Here is a 23,509-nt window from a genome sequence, read left to right on the forward strand (position 1 = left end):
TGCCAGCGATGACGGTGTGTCAGGAACAGATATTTCGGATGTGCCGACATCATCGCTGGCAAGCCAGCTCCCACAAAGTTATAAGTTGATCAGTGCGGCTGGGTATCGCCCGCAGCGGTGTCGATACTCACCACCACCGACATCCCCGGCCGCAACCGTTCCTCTTCCTGCTGCCCCTCATCAATGGTGATGCGCACAGGCACGCGCTGGGCGATCTTGACGAAGTTGCCGGTGGCGTTGTCAGCCTGCAGCAAGGCAAATTCAGAACCCGTGCCCGGCGAAATATGCTGCACATGCCCGGTGAATTTCTTGTGGTTCAACGCATCGACGGTGAACCGTACCGGTTGCCCGACCCGCACATTGTCCATCTGCGTTTCCTTCATGTTGGCGATCACCCATTTCTGGTTCGGCACCAACGCCATCAACTGCGCACCGGAGTTGACGTAGGCACCGAGGCGCACGCCGATCTGCCCGAGCTGGCCGTCGCGCGGGGCGACGATGCGCGTGTTCGACAAGTCGATGCGCGCCAGTTGCACGGCCGCTTCGGCACTGGCCACCGCCGCCTCTTGCGAGCCGCGATTGACGATCACCGTTTGCAGATCCTGACGGGCTATTTCCAGATTGGCCTTGGCCTGCGCCACCGCCGCAATGCCCTGTGCATTTGCCGCGAGGGCCACGTCCATCTCGCGCTTGGACACCGAGCCGTCACTCACCAGCTCCCTGTTGCGGCGCAAATCCGCTTCGCTCTTGCGTAACTGCGCTTCGCTGTCAGCGACCACCGCCTGACGCAGCTTGATCGTCGCTTCGGCACTGTTGCGTTGCTGCACGACGTTAGCCAATGCGGCTTTCTGCACGGCCAGTTGTGCCAGCGACTGGTCGAGGCGTTGCTGGTAGATGCGGTCGTCCAGACGCACCAGCAAATCGCCGGCCTTCACATACTGGAAATCCTGCACCGGCACTTCATAGACATAACCGGCGAGCTGCGGGCCGATGATCGTCACCTGCCCGCGAATCAGCGCGTTTTCGGTGGTTTCGACCGCGCTGCTGAACGGTGGCAATTGCCAGGCGTACAGCACGATCAACACGCCGACGATGGCAATCGCGGCAAAGCCCAGCGAAGAGATGATCCGCACCCGCAACGAGCGCGGCTCGGTGTTCGGCGATGACGGCGGCGCCACACCTTCAGGCGTGGCGGCAATGGCATTGGTGGTTGTGGTGGTCGGTTCGGTCATGAAGAAGTGGCACCGCTGGTTGGTACGGAAGGCGCTGGGGCGACGCTTTTGGTGGTGCTCATCAGCCACAGCGCACGAATGGAAATCCAGATCATGGTCAGCACCGCGATCACCGCGATGAGCATGAACACATCGTTATAGGCCAGTACGTTGGCTTCGCGAGTCGCGGCGTTGGCCAGACTGCGAATACCGGCAAGATTGCGCAGGCTCGGATCGGCCAGCAGCGAGCCGTAAGCCGATCCGCCGCTCGCCACCCGTGCGGCGACTAATGGATCTGACATCACCAGGTGTTCGACGATGTGACTGGAGTGAAACTTCTCCCGGACGATCTGAAAGGTGCCGAGCAACGCCGCACCGATCAGCCCGCCGAGGTTGTTGCAGATCCCGAACAGCACGGAAAAGCTCACCAGATTGCGCGGATTGGTCAACACGTTACGCGTGCCGAGGACCATGGTCGGACCGAGGAAAAACGTACTGCCGAACGCCAGCAGGAACTGACTGAAATACAGATTCTCGGGACGCGTCAGGTTGTTCGAATAGCTGTCCATCACCGAGCCCGTCGCCATCAGCGCCAGCGAGATGATCAGCGGCATGAGCAAGTGTTTCGGGTCAATGGTCAGCGCACTGGTGAGCAGCCCGGCGACGCTGCCGATCAGCATCACCACGTACAGGCTGTGTAACTGCTGATTGCTCATGTTGAGGTACTGCATGAAGCCGACGGCGCCGGTGGATTGCTCCGACGTCACCATGCGGATCAGAATCACCGCCAGCGCCAGCCGGATCATCACCCCGCTGCCCAGCCAGCGGGTCATCAGCATCGGGTTGCTGCGATTGTGCTCGATGGCCAGACCCGTGAGGATCAACGCAATCGAGGCAGCGAGCGCAACGCCGATCCAGTCGGCTTCGAGCCACCAGTCAATCCGCCCCAGCGACAGTACCGCACAGAGCAACGCCACGCCGCTGGCAAGAATGGCGAAAGTCAGGAAGTCGAGTTTTTCGAAAGTCTTGAAGCGGTCGCCCGGCGGCAACTTGAGCATCAACACGCAGCCCAGCGATAGCAACGCCATGCCCAATTCGAACAGGTACAAGCCACGCCATTCGGCAATCTGCAGCAAGTCTTCGGAGAACAGGCGCGCCAGCGGCAACGCCAATTGCGAGGTGCCGAGCCCCAGCACCAGCGCCTTCATCCGCCATTTAGCCGGGAATGCCTGCACCATGTAATACAGGCCCAAGGAACTCAGCGCGGCGCCGACCATGCCGTGGGCGGCGCGCACCGCCACTGCCGAATTCAGGTCGTTGACGAACAAATGACCAAAGGTCACCAGCGCATACAGCACCAGAAACACCTCGGTAAACGCACGCAAACCGAACTGCTGACGAAACTTCACCAGCAGCAGGTTCATCGACACGTTGGTCATCACGTACGCCGCCGGCAACCAGGCCATTTCCGCCGTGGTCGCGCCGAGTGCACCTTGCAGGTAAACCAGGTTGGCGACCACCAGCGAATTGCCCAAACCACCGGTCAACGCCACCAGCAACCCGACCAGCGCATAGGCCAGGCGCTTGGGGTTGGAGTGCAGCGGTGTCGATGGGGAACCGGGCAGACTGGGCTTCTCGTGAGGCTGCCAGTTGCGCGGGGCGTATCGATCCATTCAGAGGCCTTGTGCTGGAAGTTGCTGAAGTTTGCCGCAAATCGTCCTGCAAACCCATATCCCCTGTGTACACAGAGATCCCTGTGGGAGCGGGCTTGCCCGCGAATGCGCTACGTCATTCGATGACTATGTTGACTGATACACCGCTTTCGCGAACAAGCTCGCTCCCACAAAGGATTTTTGTGAATCCGGGATTCGTAAAATTTGTTTAAAAGTCATCTCGTCCGCAGCGGATTTTTCCCCAGCGTAGCGGGTGCCACCCTTGAGCCACTTCTCAAACCTCAAGGTGACCGATATGACCACTTCACACCGACAACGCTCCCCGCACCTGCTGAAAAACCTGCTGGCCGCCGCGCTATTGCTGCCCGCCCTCGCCTTTGCCCAGGAACGGCCATGGCCGGATGGTTCACAACTGGTGATCTCGGTATCAATGCAGTTCGAGACCGGTGGCCAACCCGACGGTGCAGAAAGTCCGTTCTCCGGCAGCCCTTTACCCAAAGGCTACCCGGATCTGCCGGCGCAGACCTGGTTCGATTACGGTTACAAGGAAGGTTTGTGGCGCATGCTCGATCTGTGGGATCGCACCGGGATCAAAGTCACCTCCCACGTGGTCGGCGAAGCCGCGCTCAAACACCCGGAGCTGGCCAAGGCGATTGCCGAACGCGGCCATGAACTCGCAGCGCACGGTATGCGCTGGGCCGACTCCTACAACATGAATTACGCGCAGGAAAAACAATTCATCGGCGACGGAGTGGCGGCGGTGGAAAAACTCACCGGCCAGCGTTCGGTCGGCTACAACGCCAATTGGCTGCGGCGCAGTCCCAATACGCTGAAGGTGCTGCAAGATCTCAACTTCACTTATCACATTGACGACGTCAGCCGCGACGAGCCCTTCGTGACGATGGTGCGCGGGCGTAAGTTCGCCGTGGTGCCGTACACCCTGCGCAACAACGACATCGTTTTGGTCGAGGGCCGGCATTTTTCCGCCGACCAGTTTTATCAGCAACTGGTGCTGGAGTTCGACCGGCTCTATACCGAAGGTGCAAGCAAGCGTCGGATGATGTCGGTGAGTCTGCACGACCGCATCGGCGGTACGCCGGCGATGGTCGAGGCGATGGAGCGGTTCATCCGTTACGCCCAGTCGCACCCGAAGGTGAGTTTCATGCGCAAGGATCGGATTGCGCAGATCGTGCTGACCGAGAAAAATCCGCTGATCGATAACAGTGAAGCGGCTTATAACCAGTAATTGGACGCAGCACCATTGGTGAGGGAGCTTGCTCCCTCACCACGGATCAAGACTCAGGCACGCAACAACATGTAAGCCGCGACCACCAGACACACACTGGCAAATCCCACCTGCAACGCCCGCGCCGGCACCCGTGCGCAGAGCCTGCGACCGATGATCATGCCGATAATGCTGGCGACGATGAACGCCGCGCCGAGGCTGTCGATGCGTACCCCGGCATGGAACGCGCCGATCACACCAATCGCCGAGATCAGACTGATCACCATCAACGACGTGGCGACGATGCCGCGCATCTGTACGTCGGTCAGTTGCTTGAACGCCGGCACGATCAGAAAGCCGCCACCGACACCGAGCAGTCCGGAAACCACCCCGGTGACCGCCCCCAGCGCTGCGAGGGTCGCCGTGCATTTGGCGGTCCAGTCGAAGCGTCCGGTTTCTTCATCAAGCATGCAGTTTTTCTGCCCCCAACTGCCGTGGCCGTGGTCGCTCGGGCCTGCTTCCTGACGCTCGCGGCGCAGCATGCGCCAGGCCACCATGACCATCAGCAGGCTGAACAGAATCATCAGGATTTTCTCCGGCAACTGGTGCGCGAAGTAGATCCCCAGCGGCGAAAACACCGCGCCGAGCGCCGCAATCAACAACGCCGCGCGATACCGCACCAGACCATGACGCAAACCATCGATGGCTCCCACCGCCGCCGCACTGCCCACAGCGAACAACGCCACGGGCGCGGCCTGGGTCATCGTCCAGCCGAGCCCGAGCACCAGCGCTGGCACCGCGAGAATGCCGCCGCCCGCCCCGGTCAGACCGAGGACCAGCCCCATCACTACGCCAAACAGACTTGCCAGCAACATAGTGATTTCTCAGTCGACTTTGGACAGACGCGTCAGCCACTCGCGCCCCTTGAGCATGCCGTTCCAGTAGAACCACGGCAGCAGCGTCGCCTTGAGAAACCATGCCGAGCGGCGCGGCACGGTGGGGTCCAGCGCAAAGGTCGGCAGCAACTTCCCGGCATAACCGAACTCGGCGAGGATCACTTTGCCCTTCTCCACCGTCAGCGGGCAGGAGCCATAGCCGTCGTACTTCAGTGGCAGCGGTTGTTGTTTGCGCAGGGCTAGCAGGTTTTCCGCCACGACCACGACTTGCTTGCGCACCGCTGCAGCGGTTTTCGCATTGCTCGTGCCGCAGATGTCGCCAAGCGCGAACACTTCGGGATAACGCGGATGCTGCAGGCTGTGCGGATTCACTTCGCACCAGCCAGCGGGGTCTGCCAGCAGACTTTGCGCGATGAAATCCGGCGCGACCTGCGGCGGCACGACGTGCAGCAGATCGAAGGTTTTCGCCTCACGGACAACGTTGCCGTCCGCGTCCTTGCGCTCGAACCAAGCCGTTTTCGCCGGGCCGTCGACCTTGACCAGGTTTGAATTGAAAGCCAATTGCGCGTTGTATTTTTCGATGTACTTCATCAGTGGCGGCACGAACGTCGCCACGCCGAACAGCGCGGCGCCGGCCAGATTGAATTCGACTTCGATCTTGTTCAGCACGGCATGCTTGCGCCAGTAATCGCACGACAGATAAAGCGCTTTTTGCGGCGCACCGGCGCATTTGATCGGCATCGCCGGCTGCGTGAACAGTGCCTTGCCGCCGCGCAGTTTCTGCACCTGATCCCAAGTGTATTGCGCGTGCTGATAGCTGTAGTTGGATGTCACGCCGTGCTGGCCAAGACTTTGCTGCAAGCCTTCGATTTTTTCCCAGGCCAGACGCAGGCCGGGGCAGACGATCAGGTTCTGATAGCTGACCGTGCGCTCGTCGCTCAGGGTGAGTTGGCGCTGCTCGGGGTCGATCGCCGTCACCGCCGCCTGAATCCAGGTGGCCTGACGCGGCATCACCCTGGACATTGGTCGGACGGTGTCTTTCACGTCGAAAGCGCCACCGCCCACCAGTGTCCACGCCGGTTGATAGTAATGCTGGGCACTTGGCTCGATCACGGTGATGTTCAACTGCGGATCGCGCTTGAGCAGGCTGGCGACGAAACCGATGCCGGCCGTACCACCGCCGATGACCACGATATCTGCACTGATGGATGGGCCCCAGTGTTGATCGTTCATTGCTAGTTCCTTATTGCTGCACGCAAGGAGTATCAGTCATACACAAAACCTGTAGGAGCTGGCTTGCCAGCGATGGCGGAGTTTCAGTCGCCATCAATGTCGGCTGACGAGGCCTCATCGCTGGCAAGCCAGCTCCCACAGGTTTTTTGTGCTGTTGGCTGACATTATGAGTGGCCGAGGCTTTTCATTACGGCTCCACAGTAGAGCCCGGACAGGGTTTTCATCACCAGGATGACTTCAGGGCTGGCGAGGCCGTAAAAAATGTACTTGCCTTCACGACGGGTCGCGACCAACCCTTCATCACGCAGAATGCCCAGTTGCTGAGACAGCGTCGGCTGGCGCACGCCGGTCATTTTTTCCAGCTCGCCGACGTTGCGTTCGCCCTGGGTCAACTGGCACAGGATCAGCAGACGGTCCTCATTGGCCAACGCCTTGAGCAACGCACAGGCCTTGGAGGCCGAGGCGCGCAATTGGGCGACTTCACATTCGGTCAGACTGGATTGCATTTGCAGGAAGCCTTCAACGTCACTTAAGCTGCGAACATTATGTTTTTACATAAAGTGTTGCAACCCATGACTGACTTTTCATCCTCTTGCACAGGTTCGTGTCCATGCCCGCGCTGATTCAAGCTTTCCTCGACCCCGCCTCCTCGACCTACACCTATGTGGTCTACGAAGCCGATGGCGGGCAGTGCGCAATCGTCGATCCGGTGCTCGATTATGACGGTGCCGCCGGCCGCACCTGCACCGCGCAGGCGGACAAAATCATCACCTTCGTCCGCGCGCATAACCTGCAAGTGCAATGGCTGCTGGAGACCCATGCCCACGCCGATCACCTGTCTGCCGCGCCGTACCTGCGCCGGGAACTGGGCGGCAAGATCGCCATTGGCGAATCCATCAGCAAAGTGCAAAACGTGTTCAAGGCGCTGTTCAATCTGGAGCCGGATTTCTGCGTTGACGGCTCGCAATTCGATCACCTGTTCGCGCCCAACGAGTCGTTCCTGATCGGCAACCTCAAGGCTACCGCCCTGCACGTGCCCGGTCACACGCCAGCGGACATGGCCTACCTGATCGACGGCGAGCAGATTCTGGTCGGCGACACGCTGTTCATGCCCGACGTCGGCACTGCCCGGTGCGACTTTCCCGGCGGTAACGCGCATCAGTTGTTCAACTCGATCCACAAGCTGTTGGCGTTCCCTGCCGGCGTGAAACTCTATGTCTGTCACGACTACCCGCCCGAAGGTCGGCAATCGCAGTGCCAGACCACTGTCGGTGAGCAGCGCAAGAGCAACATCCATGTGCATGACGGGATTGATGAGGCGGCGTTCGTCGAGATGCGCACCAAGCGTGATGCCGGGCTGGGCATGCCGACGCTGTTGCTGCCGGCGATTCAGGTGAATGTGCGGGCGGGGAATTTTCCGGCGGCCGAGGACAATGGCGTGGTCTACCTGAAGATCCCTCTGAACTCCTTATAGGAAAAGTCGCTCAACTCGCTGAAAAATAAATATTTCCTACGCTCTCTGGCGATAGAGGTGAACTGGATAAAATCCTGTCAGCAGCCAGACTTCATTGGGCAAACATTCAATGGAGTTTTCGCAATATGGATATTCGTCGTAATCACCGTGACATGTCAGCGGCACAGAAAGACGCGTTCATCAGCGCCATCCTGATTTTGAAGAATCAAACCCCCAGCATCCTGCGACCTGGCCAGCAGTATCGCTATGATGATTTTGTACAGATTCACAAGAATTCCATGGGGCTGGGCCATCCGATTTCCCCCAATCCCCATCGCAGCCCCCTGTTTTTTCCCTGGCACCGGATCCTGATTCGCCAATTCGAGTGGGAACTGCAAGTCGTGGCCAATGACCCCGGCATTACCCTGCCTTACTGGAACTGGAGCATGAGCGGCGCAGACAATCCCTTCATGGATGACTTCATGGGCAGAGATGGCGATCCCCAGTTAGACCAGCGTGTAACCCTCGGGCCATTTGCTTTCGAGAGTGGCATCTTCGGCGTCAGGATCTGGGATGGTGACGAAGGGATTCCGATGCTGAGGCGCAACTTTGGTGCAGCCGGTTCGCCACTGCCTACCGCGCCAGAGATCGAGTCGGCCATGAACCGAACACCCTACTGGTCCGAACCCGAAGGTTGGGAAAACCAGATGGAGCAGATGCACAATAGAGTGCATTCGTGGGTCGGCGGCAACATGGCCAGCGCCGCCTCGCCGAACGACCCGATATTCTTTCTGCACCACTGTCACCTCGATTACCTGTGGGAAATGTGGAAGCGTCAGCACCCGGCCGAACCCGCGATCTCGTTTGCCGATGACGCCCCCCGGGACATGCTCGATGCCACCCTGATCTTTCATCCGGACATCGAGCCTGCACCTTGGCAAAGAATGTGGAAGGCTGGACAAGTCATCGACACGGCGGCACTTGAATATCGGTATGACTTCAATGACGCCGCCGCAATCAGGCGCCCAGAATCAGACCGTTGACCGGCAGCGGCAACGCGGTCTTGTAGCGCACCTGCTTCAGCGCAAAGCTTGACCGGATATTCGCCACGCCCGGCACCTTGGTCAGGAAGTCCATCATGAACCGCTCCAAAGACTGAATGGTCGGCACCAGCACCCGGATCAGATAGTCCGGGTCGCCGGCCATCAGATAGCACTCCATCACCTCGGGACGATCGGAAATGGCTTCCTCGAAATGCTGCAACGCTTCCTCGACCTGTTTCTCCAGACTGACGTGAATGAACACGTTCACGTGCAGGCCCAGCAGATCGGCATCCAGCAGTGTCACCTGTTCGCGAATCAACCCTAATTCCTCCATGGCCTTGACCCGATTGAAGCACGGTGTCGGCGACAGATTGACCGAGCGGGCGAGGTCGGCGTTGGTGATGCGAGCGTTCTCCTGCAGGCTGTTGAGAATGCCGATATCGGTACGGTCCAGTTTGCGCATGAGACAAAACCACCTGTTTTTTATGTTTATGCAGAGTTTCTATCTGCAAATGATCTTCAGCGCAACGAAACAGAGAGAAATATTCTTCTTGCCCGGGCCTATGATTGTTGTAGGACAAGATTTCTTTCACCCAAGAATGATTGCCAGCTCACTACAAGAAATTCACAAGATCGAGCGTAGAAGCCATGACCCAAGCGTATGAACCGCTGCGTCTGCACGTTCCCGAACCATCGGGCCGTCCAGGCTGCAAAACCGACTTCTCCTACCTGCATCTGACCGATGCCGGCACGGTGCGCAAACCTCCCATCGACGTAGAACCTGCCGACACTGCCGACCTCGCCCGTGGCCTGATCCGTGTGCTCGACGATCAGGGCAATGCCCTCGGCCCATGGGCCGAAAACGTACCGGTCGAGATCCTCCGCAAAGGCATGCGCGCCATGCTCAAGACGCGGATCTACGACAACCGCATGGTGGTCGCCCAGCGTCAGAAAAAAATGTCGTTCTACATGCAGAGCCTTGGCGAAGAAGCCATCGGCAGCGCCCAGGCATTGGCCTTGAACATCGACGACATGTGCTTCCCGACCTACCGTCAGCAAAGCATCCTGATGGCCCGCGATGTGCCCCTGGTCGACCTGATCTGCCAACTGCTGTCCAACGAGCGCGATCCGCTCAAGGGCCGCCAATTGCCGATCATGTACTCGGTCAAGGACGCCGGTTTCTTCACCATTTCCGGCAACCTTGCCACCCAGTTCATCCAGGCCGTCGGTTGGGGCATGGCCTCGGCGATCAAGGGCGACACCAAAATCGCCTCGGCGTGGATCGGTGACGGCGCCACCGCCGAATCGGACTTCCACACCGCCCTCACCTTTGCCCACGTCTACCGTGCGCCGGTCATCCTCAACGTGGTCAACAACCAGTGGGCGATTTCGACCTTCCAGGCGATTGCCGGTGGTGAAGCCACCACGTTTGCCGGACGCGGCGTCGGTTGCGGCATCGCCTCGCTGCGGGTTGATGGCAACGACTTCTATGCTGTTTACGCGGCATCTGCCTGGGCTGCCGAACGCGCCCGCCGCAACCTCGGCCCGACCATGATCGAATGGGTCACCTACCGCGCCGGCCCGCATTCGACCTCCGACGACCCATCCAAATACCGTCCCGCCGATGACTGGAGCCACTTCCCTCTGGGCGACCCGATCGCCCGCCTGAAGCAGCACCTGATCAAGGTCGGCCACTGGTCGGAAGAAGAGCACAGTGCCGTCAGCGCCGAACTCGAAGCCGAAGTGATTGCCGCACAGAAACAGGCCGAACAGTACGGCACCCTCGCCGGCGGCCAGATTCCAAGCGCCGCGACCATGTTCGAAGACGTCTACAAAGAGATGCCGGAGCACTTGAAGCGCCAGCGTCAGCAGTTGGGGATCTGACATGAACGATCACAACAACAATATTCAGTTGGAAACCGCCATGACCACGACCACCATGACCATGATCCAGGCCCTGCGCTCGGCCATGGATGTGATGCTTGAGCGTGACGACAATGTGGTGGTGTTCGGTCAGGACGTCGGTTACTTCGGCGGCGTGTTCCGTTGCACCGAGGGGCTGCAAACCAAGTACGGCACTTCGCGGGTGTTCGACGCACCGATCTCCGAGAGCGGCATTGTCGGCGTTGCCGTCGGCATGGGCGCTTATGGTCTGCGCCCGGTAGCGGAAATCCAGTTCGCCGACTACGTCTACCCTGCTTCCGACCAGATCATTTCCGAAGCCGCCCGCCTGCGTTATCGCTCGGCCGGCGAATTCACCGCTCCGATGACCCTGCGCATGCCCTGCGGTGGCGGCATCTATGGTGGCCAGACCCACAGCCAGAGCATCGAGGCGATGTTCACTCAGGTCTGTGGCCTGCGCACCGTCATGCCCTCCAACCCGTACGACGCTAAAGGCCTGCTGATCGCCTCCATCGAAAACGATGACCCGGTGATCTTTCTTGAGCCGAAACGTCTGTACAACGGTCCGTTTGACGGCCACCACGACCGCCCGGTAACCCCGTGGTCGAAACACCCGCAAGCCCAGGTCCCGGATGGTTACTACACCGTGCCGCTGGACGTCGCGGCGATCACCCGTCCGGGTAAAGACGTGACCGTGCTGACTTACGGCACCACCGTGTACGTCTCGCAAGTTGCCGCCGAAGAGTCCGGCGTCGATGCCGAAGTCATCGACCTGCGCAGCCTGTGGCCGCTGGATCTGGAAACCATCGTCAAATCGGTGAAGAAAACCGGCCGTTGCGTGGTGGTTCACGAAGCCACCCGCACCTGCGGTTTCGGCGCCGAACTGGTGTCGCTGGTGCAAGAGCATTGCTTCCATCACCTGGAAGCGCCGATCGAACGCGTCACCGGTTGGGACACCCCCTACCCGCACGCGCAAGAGTGGGCGTATTTCCCTGGGCCGTCCCGAGTGGGCGCGGCGTTGAAACGGGTCATGGAGGTCTGAATGGGCACGCACGTTATCAAGATGCCGGACATCGGCGAAGGCATCGCAGAAGTAGAACTGTCGCAGTGGCACGTCAAGGTTGGCGATCTGGTCGTGGAAGATCAGGTACTGGCGGACGTGATGACGGATAAGGCGATGGTCGATATTCCGTCGCCCGTGCACGGTAAAGTCATTGCCCTCGGCGGTCAGCCGGGCGAAGTGATGGCGGTCGGCAGTGTGCTGATCAGTATTGAAGTGGAAGGCGCGGGCAATCTGAAGGAGTCCGACAAACCGGCTCCAGTTGCGGCGAAAGAACCTGTTGCACCGAAAGTCGAAACCGTCGTCGAGAACAAACCTGCTCCAGCCGCCGCACCGCGTCCGGCTGCTGTTTGCCAAGGTCCGATGGTGGCTCGCGAAGCGGACGAACGCCCATTGGCCTCGCCGGCAGTGCGCAAGCATGCGCTGGATCTGGGCATCCAATTGCGTCTGGTGCGTGGTTCCGGCCCGGCCGGTCGCGTGCTGCACGAAGACCTCGACGCCTATCTGGCGCAAGGTCAGTCGAATGCATCGGCACCTGCATCTGCCACTTACGCCCAGCGCAACGATGAAGAACAGATCCAAGTGATCGGCATGCGCCGCAAGATCGCCCAACGCATGCAGGACGCCACCCAGCGTGCAGCACACTTCAGCTACGTCGAAGAAATCGACGTCACCGCGATCGAAGAACTGCGCGCGCACCTCAACGAAAAACACGGCGTCAGCCGTGGCAAGTTGACCTTGTTGCCGTTCCTCGTACGTGCATTGGTCGTTGCCCTGCGTGACTTCCCGCAAATGAACGCTCGCTACGACGACGAAGCCCAGGTCATCACCCGCCTCGGCGCGGTGCATGTTGGCGTCGCTACACAAAGCGATGTCGGCCTGATGGTGCCGGTGGTGCGTCACGCCGAGGCGCGCAGTCTGTGGGACAACGCGGCGGAGATCTCGCGTCTGGCCAATGCCGCACGCAATGGCAAGGCCAGCCGTGATGAACTGTCGGGCTCGACCATCACCCTTACCAGCCTCGGTGCACTGGGCGGCATTGTCAGCACGCCGGTGCTGAACCTGCCGGAAGTGGCGATCGTCGGCGTGAACAAAATCGTCGAACGCCCGATGGTCGTCAAAGGCCAGGTAGTGATTCGCAAGATGATGAACCTCTCCAGCTCCTTCGATCACCGGGTGGTCGACGGCATGGACGCGGCGCTGTTCATTCAGGCCATTCGCGGTTTGCTCGAACAACCCGCCACTTTGTTTGTGGAGTAAGGCACCCATGCAATCCTTGAACACCACGCTGCTGATTATCGGCGGCGGCCCCGGCGGTTACGTCACAGCTATTCGCGCCGGACAACTGGGCATTCCGACGATTCTGGTCGAAGGCCAATCGCTGGGTGGAACGTGCCTGAACATCGGCTGCATCCCGTCGAAAGCGCTGATTCATGTGGCCGAGCAGTTTCACCAGACTCAACACCACAACCAGCATTCGGCGCTGGGTATCAGTGTTTCCGCCCCTACCCTCGACATTACTAAAAGCGTCGAATGGAAGGACGGCATTGTTGATCGCCTGACTACTGGCGTCGCCGCACTGCTGAAAAAGAACAAAGTCCAGGTCATCAATGGCTGGGCCAAAATTATCGATGGCAAAACCGTCGAAGTCGGCGACACCCGTATCCAGTGCGAGCATCTGGTGCTGGCCACCGGGTCCACCAGCGTCAACCTGCCGATCCTGCCGATTGGCGGGCCGATCATCTCCTCCACCGAAGCACTGGCACCGAAGTCGGTACCCAAACGCCTGGTGGTGGTCGGCGGTGGTTATATCGGTCTGGAGTTGGGCATTGCCTATCGCAAGCTGGGTGCCGAGGTCAGTGTGGTCGAGGCCCAGGATCGCATCCTGCCGGCCTATGACGCGGAACTGACACAACCGGTGCATGACGCGCTGAAGCAACTGGGCGTGAAGCTGTATCTCAAGCACAGCGTTTTAGGCTTCGACGGCACGTTGCAAGTGCGCGATCCGAATGGCGACACTTTGAATCTGGAAACCGATCAGGTGCTGGTGGCCGTCGGGCGCAAACCGAATACTCAAGGCTGGAACCTCGAAACGCTGAATCTTGAGATGAACGGCTCGGCAATCAAGATCGACAGCCGCTGCCAGACCAGTATGCGCAACGTCTACGCCATCGGCGACCTCTCCGGCGAGCCGATGCTGGCTCACCGTGCCATGGCTCAAGGCGAAATGGTTGCCGAGTTGATCAGCGGCAAAACCCGCGAATTCAATCCGACCGCCATTGCCGCCGTGTGCTTCACCGATCCGGAACTGGTGGTGGTCGGCAAGACGCCGGACGAGGCCAAGGCTGCCGGACTGGACTGCATCGTGTCCAGTTTCCCGTTCGCCGCCAATGGCCGGGCGATGACCCTGGAATCGAAAAGCGGTTTCGTGCGGGTGGTCGCTCGTCGCGACAATCATCTGATTGTCGGCTGGCAAGCGGTGGGCGTCGGGGTTTCGGAACTGTCCACGGCGTTTGCGCAAAGCCTGGAAATGGGTGCGCGACTGGAAGACATCGGCGGCACCATTCATGCGCATCCAACCTTGGGCGAAGCGGTGCAGGAAGCGGCGCTGCGTGCTCTGGGGCATGCGCTGCACCTGTGACACAAAAATCTGTGGCGAGGGAGCTTGCTCCCGCTGGGCTGCGAAGCGGCCCCAAACCCCGCCACCACCGTGCATCTGTTGCACCGCAGTGTCCGGTTTTGCCAGTGCTGCGCACTGGAGCGGGAGCAAGCTCCCTCGCCACAAAAGAGCTGGGGCATGCAGGAATGATGGGGATTTAGTAAGCAAGCTAATATTTTTGCCAATCCCTCCATCGTCCGGGCTGCGAAACCGCGCAAGAATGAAGTATTGTTGTGCCCATCCAAAAAACGTCAGAAGCCTTGAACCGTTTCGACGGTTGTTCAGTGATAGAGGGTGTCATGGGTAACGAAAGCATCAATTGGGACAAGCTGGGTTTTGACTACATCAAGACCGACAAACGCTATCTGTCGTACTTTCGCGATGGCGAGTGGGACAAAGGCACCCTGACCGAAGATAACGTGCTGCACATCAGCGAAGGCTCGACTGCCCTTCACTATGGCCAGCAGTGCTTCGAAGGCATGAAGGCCTATCGTTGCAAGGACGGCTCGATCAACCTGTTCCGCCCAGACCAGAACGCCCTGCGCATGCAACGCAGCTGTGCGCGTCTGCTGATGCCGACGGTCGACACCGAGCAGTTCATCGAAGCCTGTAAAGCCGTGGTTCGTGCCAACGAGCGTTTCATTCCGCCCTACGGCACCGGCGGCGCGCTGTACCTGCGTCCGTTCGTGATCGGCGTGGGTGACAACATCGGCGTGCGCACCGCTCCCGAGTTCATCTTCTCGATCTTCTGCATTCCGGTCGGCGCCTACTTCAAGGGTGGCCTGACTCCGCACAACTTCCAGATTTCCAGCTACGACCGCGCGGCCCCACAAGGCACCGGCGCAGCCAAGGTCGGTGGCAACTACGCCGCCAGCCTGATGCCGGGCTCGAAAGCGAAAAAAGCCAACTTCGCCGACGCGATCTATCTTGACCCGATGACCCACACCAAAATCGAGGAAGTGGGTTCGGCCAACTTCTTCGGGATCACCCACGACAACAAGTTCGTCACCCCGAACTCGCCGTCGGTACTGCCGGGTATCACCCGTCTGTCGCTGATTGAACTGGCGAAATCACGTCTGGGCCTGGAAGTGGTTGAAGGCGACGTGCTGATCGACAAACTGTCGGACTTCAAGGAAGCCGGCGCCTGCGGTACCGCTGCGGTCATCACCCCGATCGGCGGTATCAGCTACAACGATCACCTGCACGTTTTCCACAGCGAAACCGAAGTCGGCCCTGTTACCCAGAAGCTCTACAAAGAGCTGACTGGCGTGCAGACCGGCGACATCGAAGCGCCAGCGGGCTGGATGGTCAAGGTTTGATCTGACGACTGCTGATGCATAAAGCCCCCATCGAGTGATCGCTGGGGGCTTTTTCATGGCCGCTGTTTGTGCAACCACTCGATGAACACGTTGCTGTACGCAGACGCTTGCGGCGCCACACCGTAGTAATAGCGCGGCAGTGGCATGCGCAAGTCCGGCAACGGGCAGATCAACCGACTGCTCGACAAATGCGTGCCAAGCAATGTGGTCGGACACAGCGCCAGCCCATCGCCCGCCACCGCTGCCTCCAGCACCCGGTGCATGTAATCGAATTGCCGGATCACCTGCGTAGTGCTTTGACTTTGCCCGAAGTGCATGGCCCAGTGGTGCCAGTCCTCGCGACGCGCCCTGACGGTCAACAAGGTATGTGCGCTGAGGCCTGCGAGGTTCGCCAGCGGTTGCCGTTCAATCAATCCAGGCGCCGCGACCAGGACCAACTCATCCTCGAACAATGCGTGCGCCTCGAGCGCCGGCGCCCAGTCGTCGCGGCCACGACGGATGACAATGTCGAAATCATCGCGGGCCGGATCCGGCGATTGCGTCTGCGTGACGACCTGGGCGTCGATATGCGGATGCTGCGCCGCGAAGTCCGCCAACCGAGGCGTCAGCCATAACAGCGCGAAGGACGGCCGGACATTGATCTTGATCGTCGGTCGCGCCGCCTGCTGTTTCAATTCGGCAGCGGCGTCGGCGATCTGCGCCAGACCAGCGCTGACTTGCTGATAAAAACGCTGACCGGCCGGCGTCAGCAGCGACTGCCTGACACGCCGTTCAAACAGCAGAACACCCAAGTGTTCTTCCAGCAGTTTGACGTGGCGGCTGACCGCACTGTGACTGACATGCAGTTCATCGGCCGCCAGGGTGAAGCTCTGGTGACGCGCGGCCACAGCGAAGGCACGAACCGCGTTTAGCGGGGGAAGTGGATTTTTCATGCGTCTAATTTAGTTACATGTAGGCTGCATTTAAAGCGTTTGTCAGCGTTTTGTCGTCACGCCAATCTGCCTGCACGCAGACACGCGATTCGACGGAGCAACACCATGCACAGCTACGGACTCTTTGTCCTGTTCGCCACCCTGACCATCCTAAGCCCCGGTCCGGGTGTGATCCTGACGCTTTCCAATGCCGTGCGCCTGGGCTGGACCGGCGCAGTGCCGGGGATTCTGGGGATCGCCTCGGGGGCTTTTGTGGTTGCTGCTCTCAGTGCCACCAGCCTCGGCCTGATCCTCAGCGCCTCGGCGACGGCCTTCAGTGTGCTGAAATACGCTGGGGCTGCTTACCTGTTGTACCTCGGTTTCAAGAGCTGGCGTTCGGACCGTTTCCGTCCCCTGCAAGCGGTTCGCCCTTCTCGTGCGGGCTACCGCTTTCTGGAAGCAGCGTCTTTGCAGTTTCTCAATCCCAAAGCCATCTTCTTCTTTCTGGCGGTGTTCCCGCAGTTCATCGACACGGAACAGGCCTTTTACCCGCAATTCTTCAAACTGGTGACTTCTTACGCGGTACTGGTGATTATGGTGCATGGCAGCTACGCCCTGCTTGCCAATGCCGCCAAAGGTTGGCTGTCGAGCCCGAAAGGATCGTGGCTCGCGGCGAAAGTCTCGGGCGTGACCTTTGCCGGTTTTGGTCTGCTGATGGCTTCGGCAACTCGCTGAGCTGACGACTGCATCCAGACTATTTCAATGCGATGCGCTTGCCCGCCCGCGAGGCGATTCCGCTGGCCTGCCCGTTCTGTTGCTTGCCCATCCGCGCCTGGCTGATCAATCCGGGAATCAACTCTCCCTCCGGCAGGTTCTTCCAGAACCGCACCGGCAAATGCCCCTGCATGACCTTCGGGTTCAACCGCGCCGGGTTGAAGATGTGGCTGTAATAGGTCAACCACAACTCGCCATGGGGATCGTCGACGTTCTGCGCCATTTGCTGCCATTCAACCGGGCATTGGCGCTGATGAATCAGTTGTTCGCCATCGTAGTAAACGCCATCGCGTGGTGTCGCAATCAGCCAGCGGTGCCGTCCCATACGTGCAACGAAATGCTCACTGGCGCTGTGCAGGATGTCGTGAGCAGGTTCGTGCCAGGCGACATATTGTGGGCCTGGTAAATCTTTCGGGCGTTCGATGAAACGCACGAACGCATGCAAATGATGGGCTTCACGGCTCACTTGCTTGATCCGTCTCTGCAACTCGCTACCAAGCTTGTCACCGGCCATCATTGCCGTACGATCACCGTGGCTGACTCGCCATAGCACTTCATACAGCAGGCTCCAGCGTTGATCGCCCCGGTATTGCGCGGCCTGTTCCAGTGTGTCGAGCAGCGCACGCGGAATCCGTGCCTGAAATGGCCCCTGGCCCTCAGGCACGTGATCATCACTGGCAAACAGATCGGCCACGCCTTCCGAGGCCCAACTCACCACGCTCGGATCGATTTCATGACTGAGCAGCCAGCGCGCCTGCTGGCGCCAGGTGTCGAACAGGTCATCGCAATCGAGATTGATCATCCCCACAACCCCATCTGCTGTGGCATTGGCCGGTCGCGCAATTGCTGGTAGAGCAAATGGCTGGTGACCTCGCCCTGCTGCGGGTGGTAATCGCTGGTGATCATGAACGGCTTGGCCTTGGCCAGCACGCAGCGCATGCGCGCCACATCCTCGTAGCGGATCCGCCGCTGACGACGCAACTCCACCAGCCGTTCGGTGGTGCGCAGGCCAATGCCGGGAATGCGCGCGATCAACGCTGGCTCGGCACGGTTCAGGTCCAGTGGGAACACCTCGCGGTTCTGCAACGCCCACGCCAGTTTCGGATCGATGTCCAACGCCAGATTACCCGGACCGTCGAGCAACTCCCCGGCGCTGTAGCCGTAGCTGCGCAAGAGAAAATCCGCCTGATACAAACGATGCTCGCGCATCAATGGCGGCGCGGCCAGCGGCACGCTTTTCGGGCTGTCGGGGATCGGACTGAACGCCGAGTAATAAACCCGGCGCAGCCGGAAGTTGCCGTATAGGGCCTGAGCGCCGTGAAGAATTGTGCTGTCGTCCGTGTCATCGGCGCCGACAATCAACTGCGTGCTTTGCCCCGCCGGAGCAAATTTTGGCGCGCGAGGTTCGTTGAGTACAGTCTGCTCACCGGTGTAGATGGTTTGCATCGCCTGCTTGATCGAGCCGATGTTTTTCTCCGGCGCCAAGGTTTGCAGGCTGGCATCGGTGGGCAATTCGATATTGACGCTCAAGCGATCGGCGTAGCGCCCGGCCTCGGCGATCAGCGCGGGGTCGGCATCGGGAATGGTCTTGAGATGAATGTACCCGCGAAATTCGTGCTCTTCACGCAGCAGCTTCGCCACGCGGACAAGCTGCTCCATCGTGTAGTCCGCCGAGCGGATGATGCCGGAACTTAGAAACAGCCCGCTGACGCAGTTGCGCCGGTAGAAATCCATGGTCAGCGCCACGACTTCTCCGGGCGTGAAGCGAGCACGCGGTACATCGCTGGAACGGCGATTGACGCAGTATTGGCAGTCGTAGAGACAGAAATTGGTCAGCAGAATTTTCAACAGCGAGACACAGCGCCCGTCCGGCGTGTAGCTGTGGCAAATGCCCATGCCATCGGTCGAGCCCAAGCCGCTCTTGCCTTCGGAACTGCGCTTGGGCGCACCGCTGCTCGCGCAGGAGGCGTCGTACTTGGCGGCGTCGGCGAGGATGCTGAGCTTGTCGATGATTTGCATGGCTACGACTCAATACTGGTTATGCGTACAGTATCGAGTCCGATGAGTGAGTTCAATTTGCAAGACCAGATCAAAAGATCACAGCCTTCAGCAGCACCTATACGATTCAGGTATATGCAGTCCCTGCAGCAGCTGCCGCAGGTTGCGATCTTTTGATCTCCGCCTCGACCGGCAACTCGACACCGAATCGCGCGCGGATTTCCCTGCGCCCCACCGCCGTCAGCGCCAACGCCCGACTGTCCAGATCCTGTGTCAGCCATTTGCGCTTCAACGCCATCTGCAACACCGCAGCCCCCAGCGAACCCCCGAGATGCGGCCGGCGCATGCTCCAGTCCAGACATGGGCATGCGAATTTGCGACGCATCGTCGACAGATCGCCGACCTCAATACCCAACCCGGCAAACAACCCTGCGCCACTGGCGCTCAAGCGATACGCCTGCTCATCGGTTGCCACCAGCCACCCCGCGTCAATAAAGCGGTCATGCAGCAGCACCGCCAGCGTCCCGGCCATGTGGTCGTAACAGGTGCGAGCAAATTGCAGGCGATCCGGCGTGTGCGGCTTGAAGGCCGGCGTGGCGTTCTGGCCGATCACCATCAACGCTTCCAGCGCTTGGGCGACACGTTTGTCGGCCAGGCTGTAATAACGGTGGCGCCCCTGGACATGCAGACGCACCAGCGCCAGCTCCTTGAGTTTGGCCAAGTGTGCGCTGGCGGTGGACGCGCCAACTTCAGCGATGGCCGCCAACTCGGTGGCAGTGCGGGCGTGGCCGTCCATCAACGAGCAGAGGATTTTCGTGCGCGCCGGCTCGGCGATGGCGGCGGCCACCTGCGAGACGCCGATGTCTTGATGTTCTGCATGCATGGTTCGCTCCCGGACGAATCATCGCCGTTAAGGAGTGGAGATAGTAGCAACACTTTTCCCCACGACAAGGCTGCGAACCATGGACCCGATCATCGCTGCGACTCATGCCGATCCCTATCCCTACTACGCCTCACTGCGCGCCGAAGGTGGGCTGACGTTTCATCCTGGCCTGAAATTGTGGGTCGCCAGCAGCGCTCGCGCGGTTTGCGCCGTACTGGCACATGCCGAGTGCCGGGTGCGTCCAGCGCTGGAACCCGTGCCCAAAGCGATCGTCGAGGGCATGGCCGGCAATGTCTTCGGCCAGTTAATGCGGATGAACGACGGCGAACGCCAGCGCTGCCCGCGTTCGGCCTTCGAGCCTGCTTTGGAGTGGATCGATCACGACGAGGTCCGCGCAAGAGTGAGCGCACGCCTGATCAGCACAGACGCCGACGGTCTCTACAAAGCCATGTTCCGTGGCCCGGTGTGCGTGGTCGCGGCATTACTCGGCTTCAGCCCGGCGCAGGGTCGGGCAATCAGTGACCTGACTGCCGACTTCGCCGCCTGTCTGTCGCCGTTGAGCAATGACCTGCAACTGGCGGCGGCCCACCGCGCGGCGGAACAGCTGCGGGGTTACTTCATCGAGTTGCTGGCCGAATCTGAAGGGCACAGCGCTTTGCTCGCGCGAATCCGGCAACGCTTCAATGGCGATGAAGAAACCCTGATCGCCAACCTGATCGGCCTCTGCTCGCAGACGTTTGAAGCCACCGCCGGACTGATCGGCAATGCGCTGGTGGCGTTGCGGCGCAATCCTCAGCTATGCACTTACCCCGTTGAAGCCCTGCTGAGCGAAGTCCAGCGCTTCGACCCTTCAGTACAGAACACCCGGCGCTTTGTCGCGGCGCCCTGCGAAATCGATGGCGTGCGCCTGGAGGCTGGCGATGTGATTCTGGTGCTGCTGGCCTCGGCCAATCGCGATCCGGCGCTGAACGAAAACCCTGACCTGTTTCTGCCGGACCGGACGAACCGCCGCAGTTTCAGTTTTGGCAGCGGTCGGCATCAGTGTCCTGGGCAAGCGTTGGCGATGGGCATTGCCAGTGCGACGCTGAGGCAGATTCTCGATCATGGCGTGGAACTGGATCGCCTGAGCTGGCATTACCGGCCTTCGCTCAATGGGCGTATTCCAATGTTCGGTTTTGTCGGCGCCTGAATGGACGTCTTCGCGAGCAAACTGGGAATTGCATTCCAGAGGTGGGAGTGGGCTTGCTCACGAAGACGTCAGGTCAGTCACCACACAATTGACGGTCAGACCGCCAATTGCAGAATCAACCAGCTATTGGCCCCGCTGATCAGCACAAATAACCCCCACGCCAGCACGCGGGTCGGCCAGCGGTTCACAAACGGCCCCATGAGCTGCTTGTCATTGGTCATGCGGATCAAGGGGTACAAGGCAAACGGCAGTTGCAGGCTCAACACCACCTGGCTCATCACCAGCAACTTGCCCACCGCGTTATCGCCCATCAGCCACACACCGATAAACGCCGGGATCAACGCCAGGCCTCGGGTGATCAGACGCCGTTGCCAGCAGGGAATCCGCAGGTTCAGATAGCCCTCCATGATCACCTGCCCGGCGATGGTGCCGGTGAAGGTCGAACTCTGGCCGGACGCGAGCAGCGCCACGCCAAACAACACACTGGCGAGCGCGCCGCCAACCAACGGATCGAGCAAGTGATAGGCATCCTGAATGTCCACCACGTCGGTGTGCCCGGACTGGTGAAACGCCGCCGCGGCGAGAATCAGGATCGCCGCGTTGACCAGCAGCGCCAGCGCCAGCGAGCCAATCGTGTCGATGCGTGCCAGTTTTACCGCGTCCTGTTTGCTCGCCAGATCCTTGCCGATCATCCGCGTCTGCACGATGGAGGTATGCAGATAGAGGTTATGCGGCATCACCGTGGCGCCCAGAATGCCGATCGCCAGATACAACGGCGCTGCATTGCTGAAGGCCGACAAGGACGGTTTGAAACCCTGAAAGACATCCGGCCAGTACGGTTTGATCAGCACCAGTTCAACGAAGAAACACACACCAATGGTGGCGACCAGCACCAGCATGATCGCTTCCAGTCGGCGGAATCCACGGTTCTGCAAGGCCAGCACCAACAGCGTATCGAACGCCGTCAGGGCAATGCCGAAGGTCAGCGAACAACCGAGCAGCAAATGAAACGCCAGCGCGCAGCCGAGGACTTCGGCGAGGTCGGTGGCGATGATCGAGATCTCCGCCAACACCCATTGCAGGCGCGCCGTCGGCGTGCTGTAACGCTCGCGGGACAATTGCGCCAGATCGCGCCCGGTGGCGATACCCAGCCGCGAACACAGGCACTGCACGACCATGCCCGCCAGACTCGCCAGCAACACCACGAACAGCAGGCTGTAGCCAAAGCGCGATCCGGCTTCGATGGCCGTCGCCCAGTTGCCCGGATCCATATAGCCGATCGACACCAGCAAACCGGGGCCGGCGAAGCGCAGCACCCGCTTGAAAAACGCGGCATTGGGATCAACCGTGACGCTGCCGGCCACTTCCGGCGGGCAAAACGGCGCGGTGGCGATTTTGGGCAAACTGAATTTCACGCACACATCCAGAAACAAGTCGAAAGACGCAGCTTAGACGTTTCGGGCTGCGCCATGAAGAGCAAAAGATCGCAGCCTTCGGCAGCTCCTACCGATTTACCGAGTCATCCCCAGCAACTGCTGACGCAGCTCGGGGCTGCGCGTTCGCGGATCCAGCCAGATATCAAAAAATGCCCGGGCAAACTGCGGATCATCAATCTCATGTTGCAACTGCTGCCCGACAAAAAAACGCGCGCCCTGCCCCGGCAGATAAACCCCGGTAATGCGCGTGCCGGCCTGTACATCGACAAACGACTGCTGCATCTGCATCTGCCAGCCTGCAAGTTGCGCGGCGCTGATGTTGCTGCCAGCCAGACGTTTGATTTCATCGACGCTGGCTTTCACCAGGTCGTCGCGAGAGATGGTGCGGCGGTAGATCAGCTCCAGAGCAAACGGTTGGTCCGGCGCCAACGGTCGCGCGGCGCTCCACAAGCGAGCGTTGTACACATCAAAACCCCATACGCTGAAGTCGCCGGTGCCAATAATCTGCGCGCCCGGCACCGCGTCCTGCCAATTGGCCCAGGTCGGGGTCAGCAGCAAAGCCCACAAACCGATGCCGCAGCATCCACGCAACACCTTTGGAGTTCTGTTCATCGCGGCATCGACTCCGGCAAAACCCTGATAAT

Annotated in this window: 22 protein-coding genes; 10 read left to right on the forward strand and 12 right to left on the reverse strand. The window is 60.1% G+C overall.

Annotation, left to right across the window (positions count from 1 at the left end; genetic code table 11):
• Positions 1–89: 89 nt before the first annotated feature.
• Both ACVVH8_RS18050 and ACVVH8_RS18055 read right to left on the reverse strand, forming a co-directional pair.
• A complete protein-coding gene (locus ACVVH8_RS18050) occupies positions 90–1,232 on the reverse strand; it encodes an HlyD family secretion protein (RefSeq protein WP_103305892.1) in 1,143 nt (380 codons plus the stop codon).
• Positions 1,229–2,884 (reverse strand): MFS transporter, encoded by a 1,656-nt coding sequence (locus ACVVH8_RS18055; protein ID WP_212809314.1) that lies wholly within the window; start codon positions 2,882–2,884, stop codon positions 1,229–1,231. Before ACVVH8_RS18055 ends, ACVVH8_RS18050 begins: the two co-directional genes overlap by 4 nt.
• 295 nt (positions 2,885–3,179) lie before the next feature.
• On the opposite strand from ACVVH8_RS18055, the gene ACVVH8_RS18060 reads away from it, so the two are divergent.
• The gene (locus ACVVH8_RS18060) at positions 3,180–4,130 is read left to right on the forward strand and encodes a polysaccharide deacetylase family protein (RefSeq protein ID WP_475225348.1); all 951 of its coding nucleotides are present in this window, start codon (positions 3,180–3,182) and stop codon (positions 4,128–4,130) included.
• A 53-nt stretch (positions 4,131–4,183) separates the two neighbouring features.
• Here the strand turns inward: ACVVH8_RS18060 and ACVVH8_RS18065 are convergent, their stop codons facing one another.
• From ACVVH8_RS18065 to ACVVH8_RS18075, 3 genes are all read right to left on the reverse strand, one after another.
• On the reverse strand, positions 4,184–4,984 hold the full coding sequence (locus tag ACVVH8_RS18065; protein ID WP_103305889.1) for a sulfite exporter TauE/SafE family protein: 801 nt from the start codon (positions 4,982–4,984) through the stop codon (positions 4,184–4,186).
• Between the two features lie 9 nt (positions 4,985–4,993).
• Complete coding sequence (locus ACVVH8_RS18070) at positions 4,994–6,238, reverse strand: NAD(P)/FAD-dependent oxidoreductase (protein WP_401298631.1); 1,245 nt, start codon at positions 6,236–6,238, stop codon at positions 4,994–4,996.
• A 164-nt stretch (positions 6,239–6,402) separates the two neighbouring features.
• On the reverse strand, positions 6,403–6,744 hold the full coding sequence (locus ACVVH8_RS18075) for an ArsR/SmtB family transcription factor (RefSeq protein ID WP_475225351.1): 342 nt from the start codon (positions 6,742–6,744) through the stop codon (positions 6,403–6,405).
• Between the two features lie 104 nt (positions 6,745–6,848).
• On the opposite strand from ACVVH8_RS18075, the gene ACVVH8_RS18080 reads away from it, so the two are divergent.
• Both ACVVH8_RS18080 and ACVVH8_RS18085 read left to right on the forward strand, forming a co-directional pair.
• The gene (locus tag ACVVH8_RS18080) at positions 6,849–7,712 is read left to right on the forward strand and encodes an MBL fold metallo-hydrolase (RefSeq protein WP_212809319.1); all 864 of its coding nucleotides are present in this window, start codon (positions 6,849–6,851) and stop codon (positions 7,710–7,712) included.
• 125 nt (positions 7,713–7,837) lie between these two features.
• Entirely contained in the window at positions 7,838–8,734 is an 897-nt protein-coding gene (locus tag ACVVH8_RS18085) for a tyrosinase family protein (protein ID WP_475225354.1), read from the forward strand.
• Here the strand turns inward: ACVVH8_RS18085 and bkdR are convergent.
• A complete protein-coding gene (gene bkdR, locus ACVVH8_RS18090; protein ID WP_103305884.1) occupies positions 8,709–9,197 on the reverse strand; it encodes a Bkd operon transcriptional regulator BkdR in 489 nt (162 codons plus the stop codon). The genes ACVVH8_RS18085 and bkdR overlap by 26 nt on opposite strands.
• Positions 9,198–9,382: 185 nt before the next feature.
• Here bkdR and ACVVH8_RS18095 point away from each other — a divergent pair, with 185 nt between their 5' ends.
• From ACVVH8_RS18095 to ACVVH8_RS18115, 5 genes are all read left to right on the forward strand, one after another.
• Positions 9,383–10,618, forward strand: coding sequence for a 3-methyl-2-oxobutanoate dehydrogenase (2-methylpropanoyl-transferring) subunit alpha (locus ACVVH8_RS18095; protein WP_103305882.1), 1,236 nt, complete (start codon positions 9,383–9,385; stop codon positions 10,616–10,618).
• A gap of 1 nt (position 10,619) precedes the next feature.
• Positions 10,620–11,678, forward strand: a complete 1,059-nt coding sequence (locus tag ACVVH8_RS18100; RefSeq protein WP_003224000.1) for an alpha-ketoacid dehydrogenase subunit beta — start codon at positions 10,620–10,622, stop codon at positions 11,676–11,678.
• On the forward strand, positions 11,679–12,956 hold the full coding sequence (locus ACVVH8_RS18105) for a dihydrolipoamide acetyltransferase family protein (RefSeq protein WP_475225357.1): 1,278 nt from the start codon (positions 11,679–11,681) through the stop codon (positions 12,954–12,956).
• A gap of 7 nt (positions 12,957–12,963) precedes the next feature.
• A complete protein-coding gene (gene lpdA / locus ACVVH8_RS18110) occupies positions 12,964–14,337 on the forward strand; it encodes a dihydrolipoyl dehydrogenase (RefSeq protein WP_475225360.1) in 1,374 nt (457 codons plus the stop codon).
• A 317-nt stretch (positions 14,338–14,654) separates the two neighbouring features.
• The gene (locus ACVVH8_RS18115; RefSeq protein WP_475225362.1) at positions 14,655–15,674 is read left to right on the forward strand and encodes a branched-chain amino acid aminotransferase; all 1,020 of its coding nucleotides are present in this window, start codon (positions 14,655–14,657) and stop codon (positions 15,672–15,674) included.
• Positions 15,675–15,727: 53 nt separating this feature from the next.
• Here the strand turns inward: ACVVH8_RS18115 and ACVVH8_RS18120 are convergent, their stop codons facing one another.
• Positions 15,728–16,606: a LysR substrate-binding domain-containing protein gene (locus ACVVH8_RS18120; protein WP_475225365.1), complete on the reverse strand. Its 879-nt coding sequence runs from the start codon at positions 16,604–16,606 to the stop codon at positions 15,728–15,730.
• Positions 16,607–16,711: 105 nt separating this feature from the next.
• Between ACVVH8_RS18120 and ACVVH8_RS18125 the strand changes: the two genes are divergently transcribed.
• Positions 16,712–17,320, forward strand: coding sequence for a LysE family translocator (locus ACVVH8_RS18125; protein WP_475225368.1), 609 nt, complete (start codon positions 16,712–16,714; stop codon positions 17,318–17,320).
• 19 nt (positions 17,321–17,339) lie between these two features.
• Here ACVVH8_RS18125 and ACVVH8_RS18130 read toward each other — a convergent pair whose 3' ends face one another.
• From ACVVH8_RS18130 to ACVVH8_RS18140, 3 genes are all read right to left on the reverse strand, one after another.
• Entirely contained in the window at positions 17,340–18,161 is an 822-nt protein-coding gene (locus ACVVH8_RS18130; RefSeq protein WP_475225371.1) for a TIGR03915 family putative DNA repair protein, read from the reverse strand.
• Positions 18,158–19,378, reverse strand: a complete 1,221-nt coding sequence (locus tag ACVVH8_RS18135) for a putative DNA modification/repair radical SAM protein (RefSeq protein ID WP_475225374.1) — start codon at positions 19,376–19,378, stop codon at positions 18,158–18,160. The genes ACVVH8_RS18130 and ACVVH8_RS18135 overlap by 4 nt, the downstream gene beginning before the upstream one ends.
• Positions 19,379–19,484: 106 nt before the next feature.
• Complete coding sequence (locus ACVVH8_RS18140; RefSeq protein ID WP_475225376.1) at positions 19,485–20,240, reverse strand: ArsR/SmtB family transcription factor; 756 nt, start codon at positions 20,238–20,240, stop codon at positions 19,485–19,487.
• 79 nt (positions 20,241–20,319) lie between these two features.
• Here ACVVH8_RS18140 and ACVVH8_RS18145 point away from each other — a divergent pair, with 79 nt between their 5' ends.
• Positions 20,320–21,429 (forward strand): cytochrome P450, encoded by a 1,110-nt coding sequence (locus ACVVH8_RS18145; RefSeq protein ID WP_475225379.1) that lies wholly within the window; start codon positions 20,320–20,322, stop codon positions 21,427–21,429.
• Positions 21,430–21,524: 95 nt separating this feature from the next.
• Here ACVVH8_RS18145 and ACVVH8_RS18150 read toward each other — a convergent pair whose 3' ends face one another.
• Positions 21,525–22,793, reverse strand: a complete 1,269-nt coding sequence (locus ACVVH8_RS18150; protein WP_475231207.1) for an Nramp family divalent metal transporter — start codon at positions 22,791–22,793, stop codon at positions 21,525–21,527.
• Positions 22,794–22,940: 147 nt separating this feature from the next.
• The gene (locus ACVVH8_RS18155; protein ID WP_103305872.1) at positions 22,941–23,477 is read right to left on the reverse strand and encodes a chalcone isomerase family protein; all 537 of its coding nucleotides are present in this window, start codon (positions 23,475–23,477) and stop codon (positions 22,941–22,943) included.
• Positions 23,478–23,509: the final 32 nt, after the last annotated feature.

It is taken from the genome of Pseudomonas trutticola BRTCR10 (assembly GCF_056155105.1).

What these genes read in the sequence shown, in the direction of transcription:
- ACVVH8_RS18130 (WP_475225371.1), bottom strand. Translation starts at nt 18,161, where the DNA reads ATGATCAATCTCGATTGCGATGACCTGTTCGACACCTGGCGCCAGCAG.
- ACVVH8_RS18115 (WP_475225362.1), top strand. Translation starts at nt 14,655, where the DNA reads ATGGGTAACGAAAGCATCAATTGGGACAAGCTGGGTTTTGACTACATC.
- ACVVH8_RS18065 (WP_103305889.1), bottom strand. Translation starts at nt 4,984, where the DNA reads ATGTTGCTGGCAAGTCTGTTTGGCGTAGTGATGGGGCTGGTCCTCGGT.
- ACVVH8_RS18085 (WP_475225354.1), top strand. Translation starts at nt 7,838, where the DNA reads ATGGATATTCGTCGTAATCACCGTGACATGTCAGCGGCACAGAAAGAC.
- lpdA (WP_475225360.1), top strand. Translation starts at nt 12,964, where the DNA reads ATGCAATCCTTGAACACCACGCTGCTGATTATCGGCGGCGGCCCCGGC.
- ACVVH8_RS18095 (WP_103305882.1), top strand. Translation starts at nt 9,383, where the DNA reads ATGACCCAAGCGTATGAACCGCTGCGTCTGCACGTTCCCGAACCATCG.
- bkdR (WP_103305884.1), bottom strand. Translation starts at nt 9,197, where the DNA reads ATGCGCAAACTGGACCGTACCGATATCGGCATTCTCAACAGCCTGCAG.
- ACVVH8_RS18120 (WP_475225365.1), bottom strand. Translation starts at nt 16,606, where the DNA reads ATGAAAAATCCACTTCCCCCGCTAAACGCGGTTCGTGCCTTCGCTGTG.
- ACVVH8_RS18125 (WP_475225368.1), top strand. Translation starts at nt 16,712, where the DNA reads ATGCACAGCTACGGACTCTTTGTCCTGTTCGCCACCCTGACCATCCTA.
- ACVVH8_RS18140 (WP_475225376.1), bottom strand. Translation starts at nt 20,240, where the DNA reads ATGCATGCAGAACATCAAGACATCGGCGTCTCGCAGGTGGCCGCCGCC.
- ACVVH8_RS18100 (WP_003224000.1), top strand. Translation starts at nt 10,620, where the DNA reads ATGAACGATCACAACAACAATATTCAGTTGGAAACCGCCATGACCACG.
- ACVVH8_RS18135 (WP_475225374.1), bottom strand. Translation starts at nt 19,378, where the DNA reads ATGCAAATCATCGACAAGCTCAGCATCCTCGCCGACGCCGCCAAGTAC.
- ACVVH8_RS18070 (WP_401298631.1), bottom strand. Translation starts at nt 6,238, where the DNA reads ATGAACGATCAACACTGGGGCCCATCCATCAGTGCAGATATCGTGGTC.
- ACVVH8_RS18050 (WP_103305892.1), bottom strand. Translation starts at nt 1,232, where the DNA reads ATGACCGAACCGACCACCACAACCACCAATGCCATTGCCGCCACGCCT.
- ACVVH8_RS18075 (WP_475225351.1), bottom strand. Translation starts at nt 6,744, where the DNA reads ATGCAATCCAGTCTGACCGAATGTGAAGTCGCCCAATTGCGCGCCTCG.
- ACVVH8_RS18080 (WP_212809319.1), top strand. Translation starts at nt 6,849, where the DNA reads ATGCCCGCGCTGATTCAAGCTTTCCTCGACCCCGCCTCCTCGACCTAC.
- ACVVH8_RS18055 (WP_212809314.1), bottom strand. Translation starts at nt 2,884, where the DNA reads ATGGATCGATACGCCCCGCGCAACTGGCAGCCTCACGAGAAGCCCAGT.
- ACVVH8_RS18155 (WP_103305872.1), bottom strand. Translation starts at nt 23,477, where the DNA reads ATGAACAGAACTCCAAAGGTGTTGCGTGGATGCTGCGGCATCGGTTTG.
- ACVVH8_RS18145 (WP_475225379.1), top strand. Translation starts at nt 20,320, where the DNA reads ATGGACCCGATCATCGCTGCGACTCATGCCGATCCCTATCCCTACTAC.
- ACVVH8_RS18105 (WP_475225357.1), top strand. Translation starts at nt 11,679, where the DNA reads ATGGGCACGCACGTTATCAAGATGCCGGACATCGGCGAAGGCATCGCA.
- ACVVH8_RS18060 (WP_475225348.1), top strand. Translation starts at nt 3,180, where the DNA reads ATGACCACTTCACACCGACAACGCTCCCCGCACCTGCTGAAAAACCTG.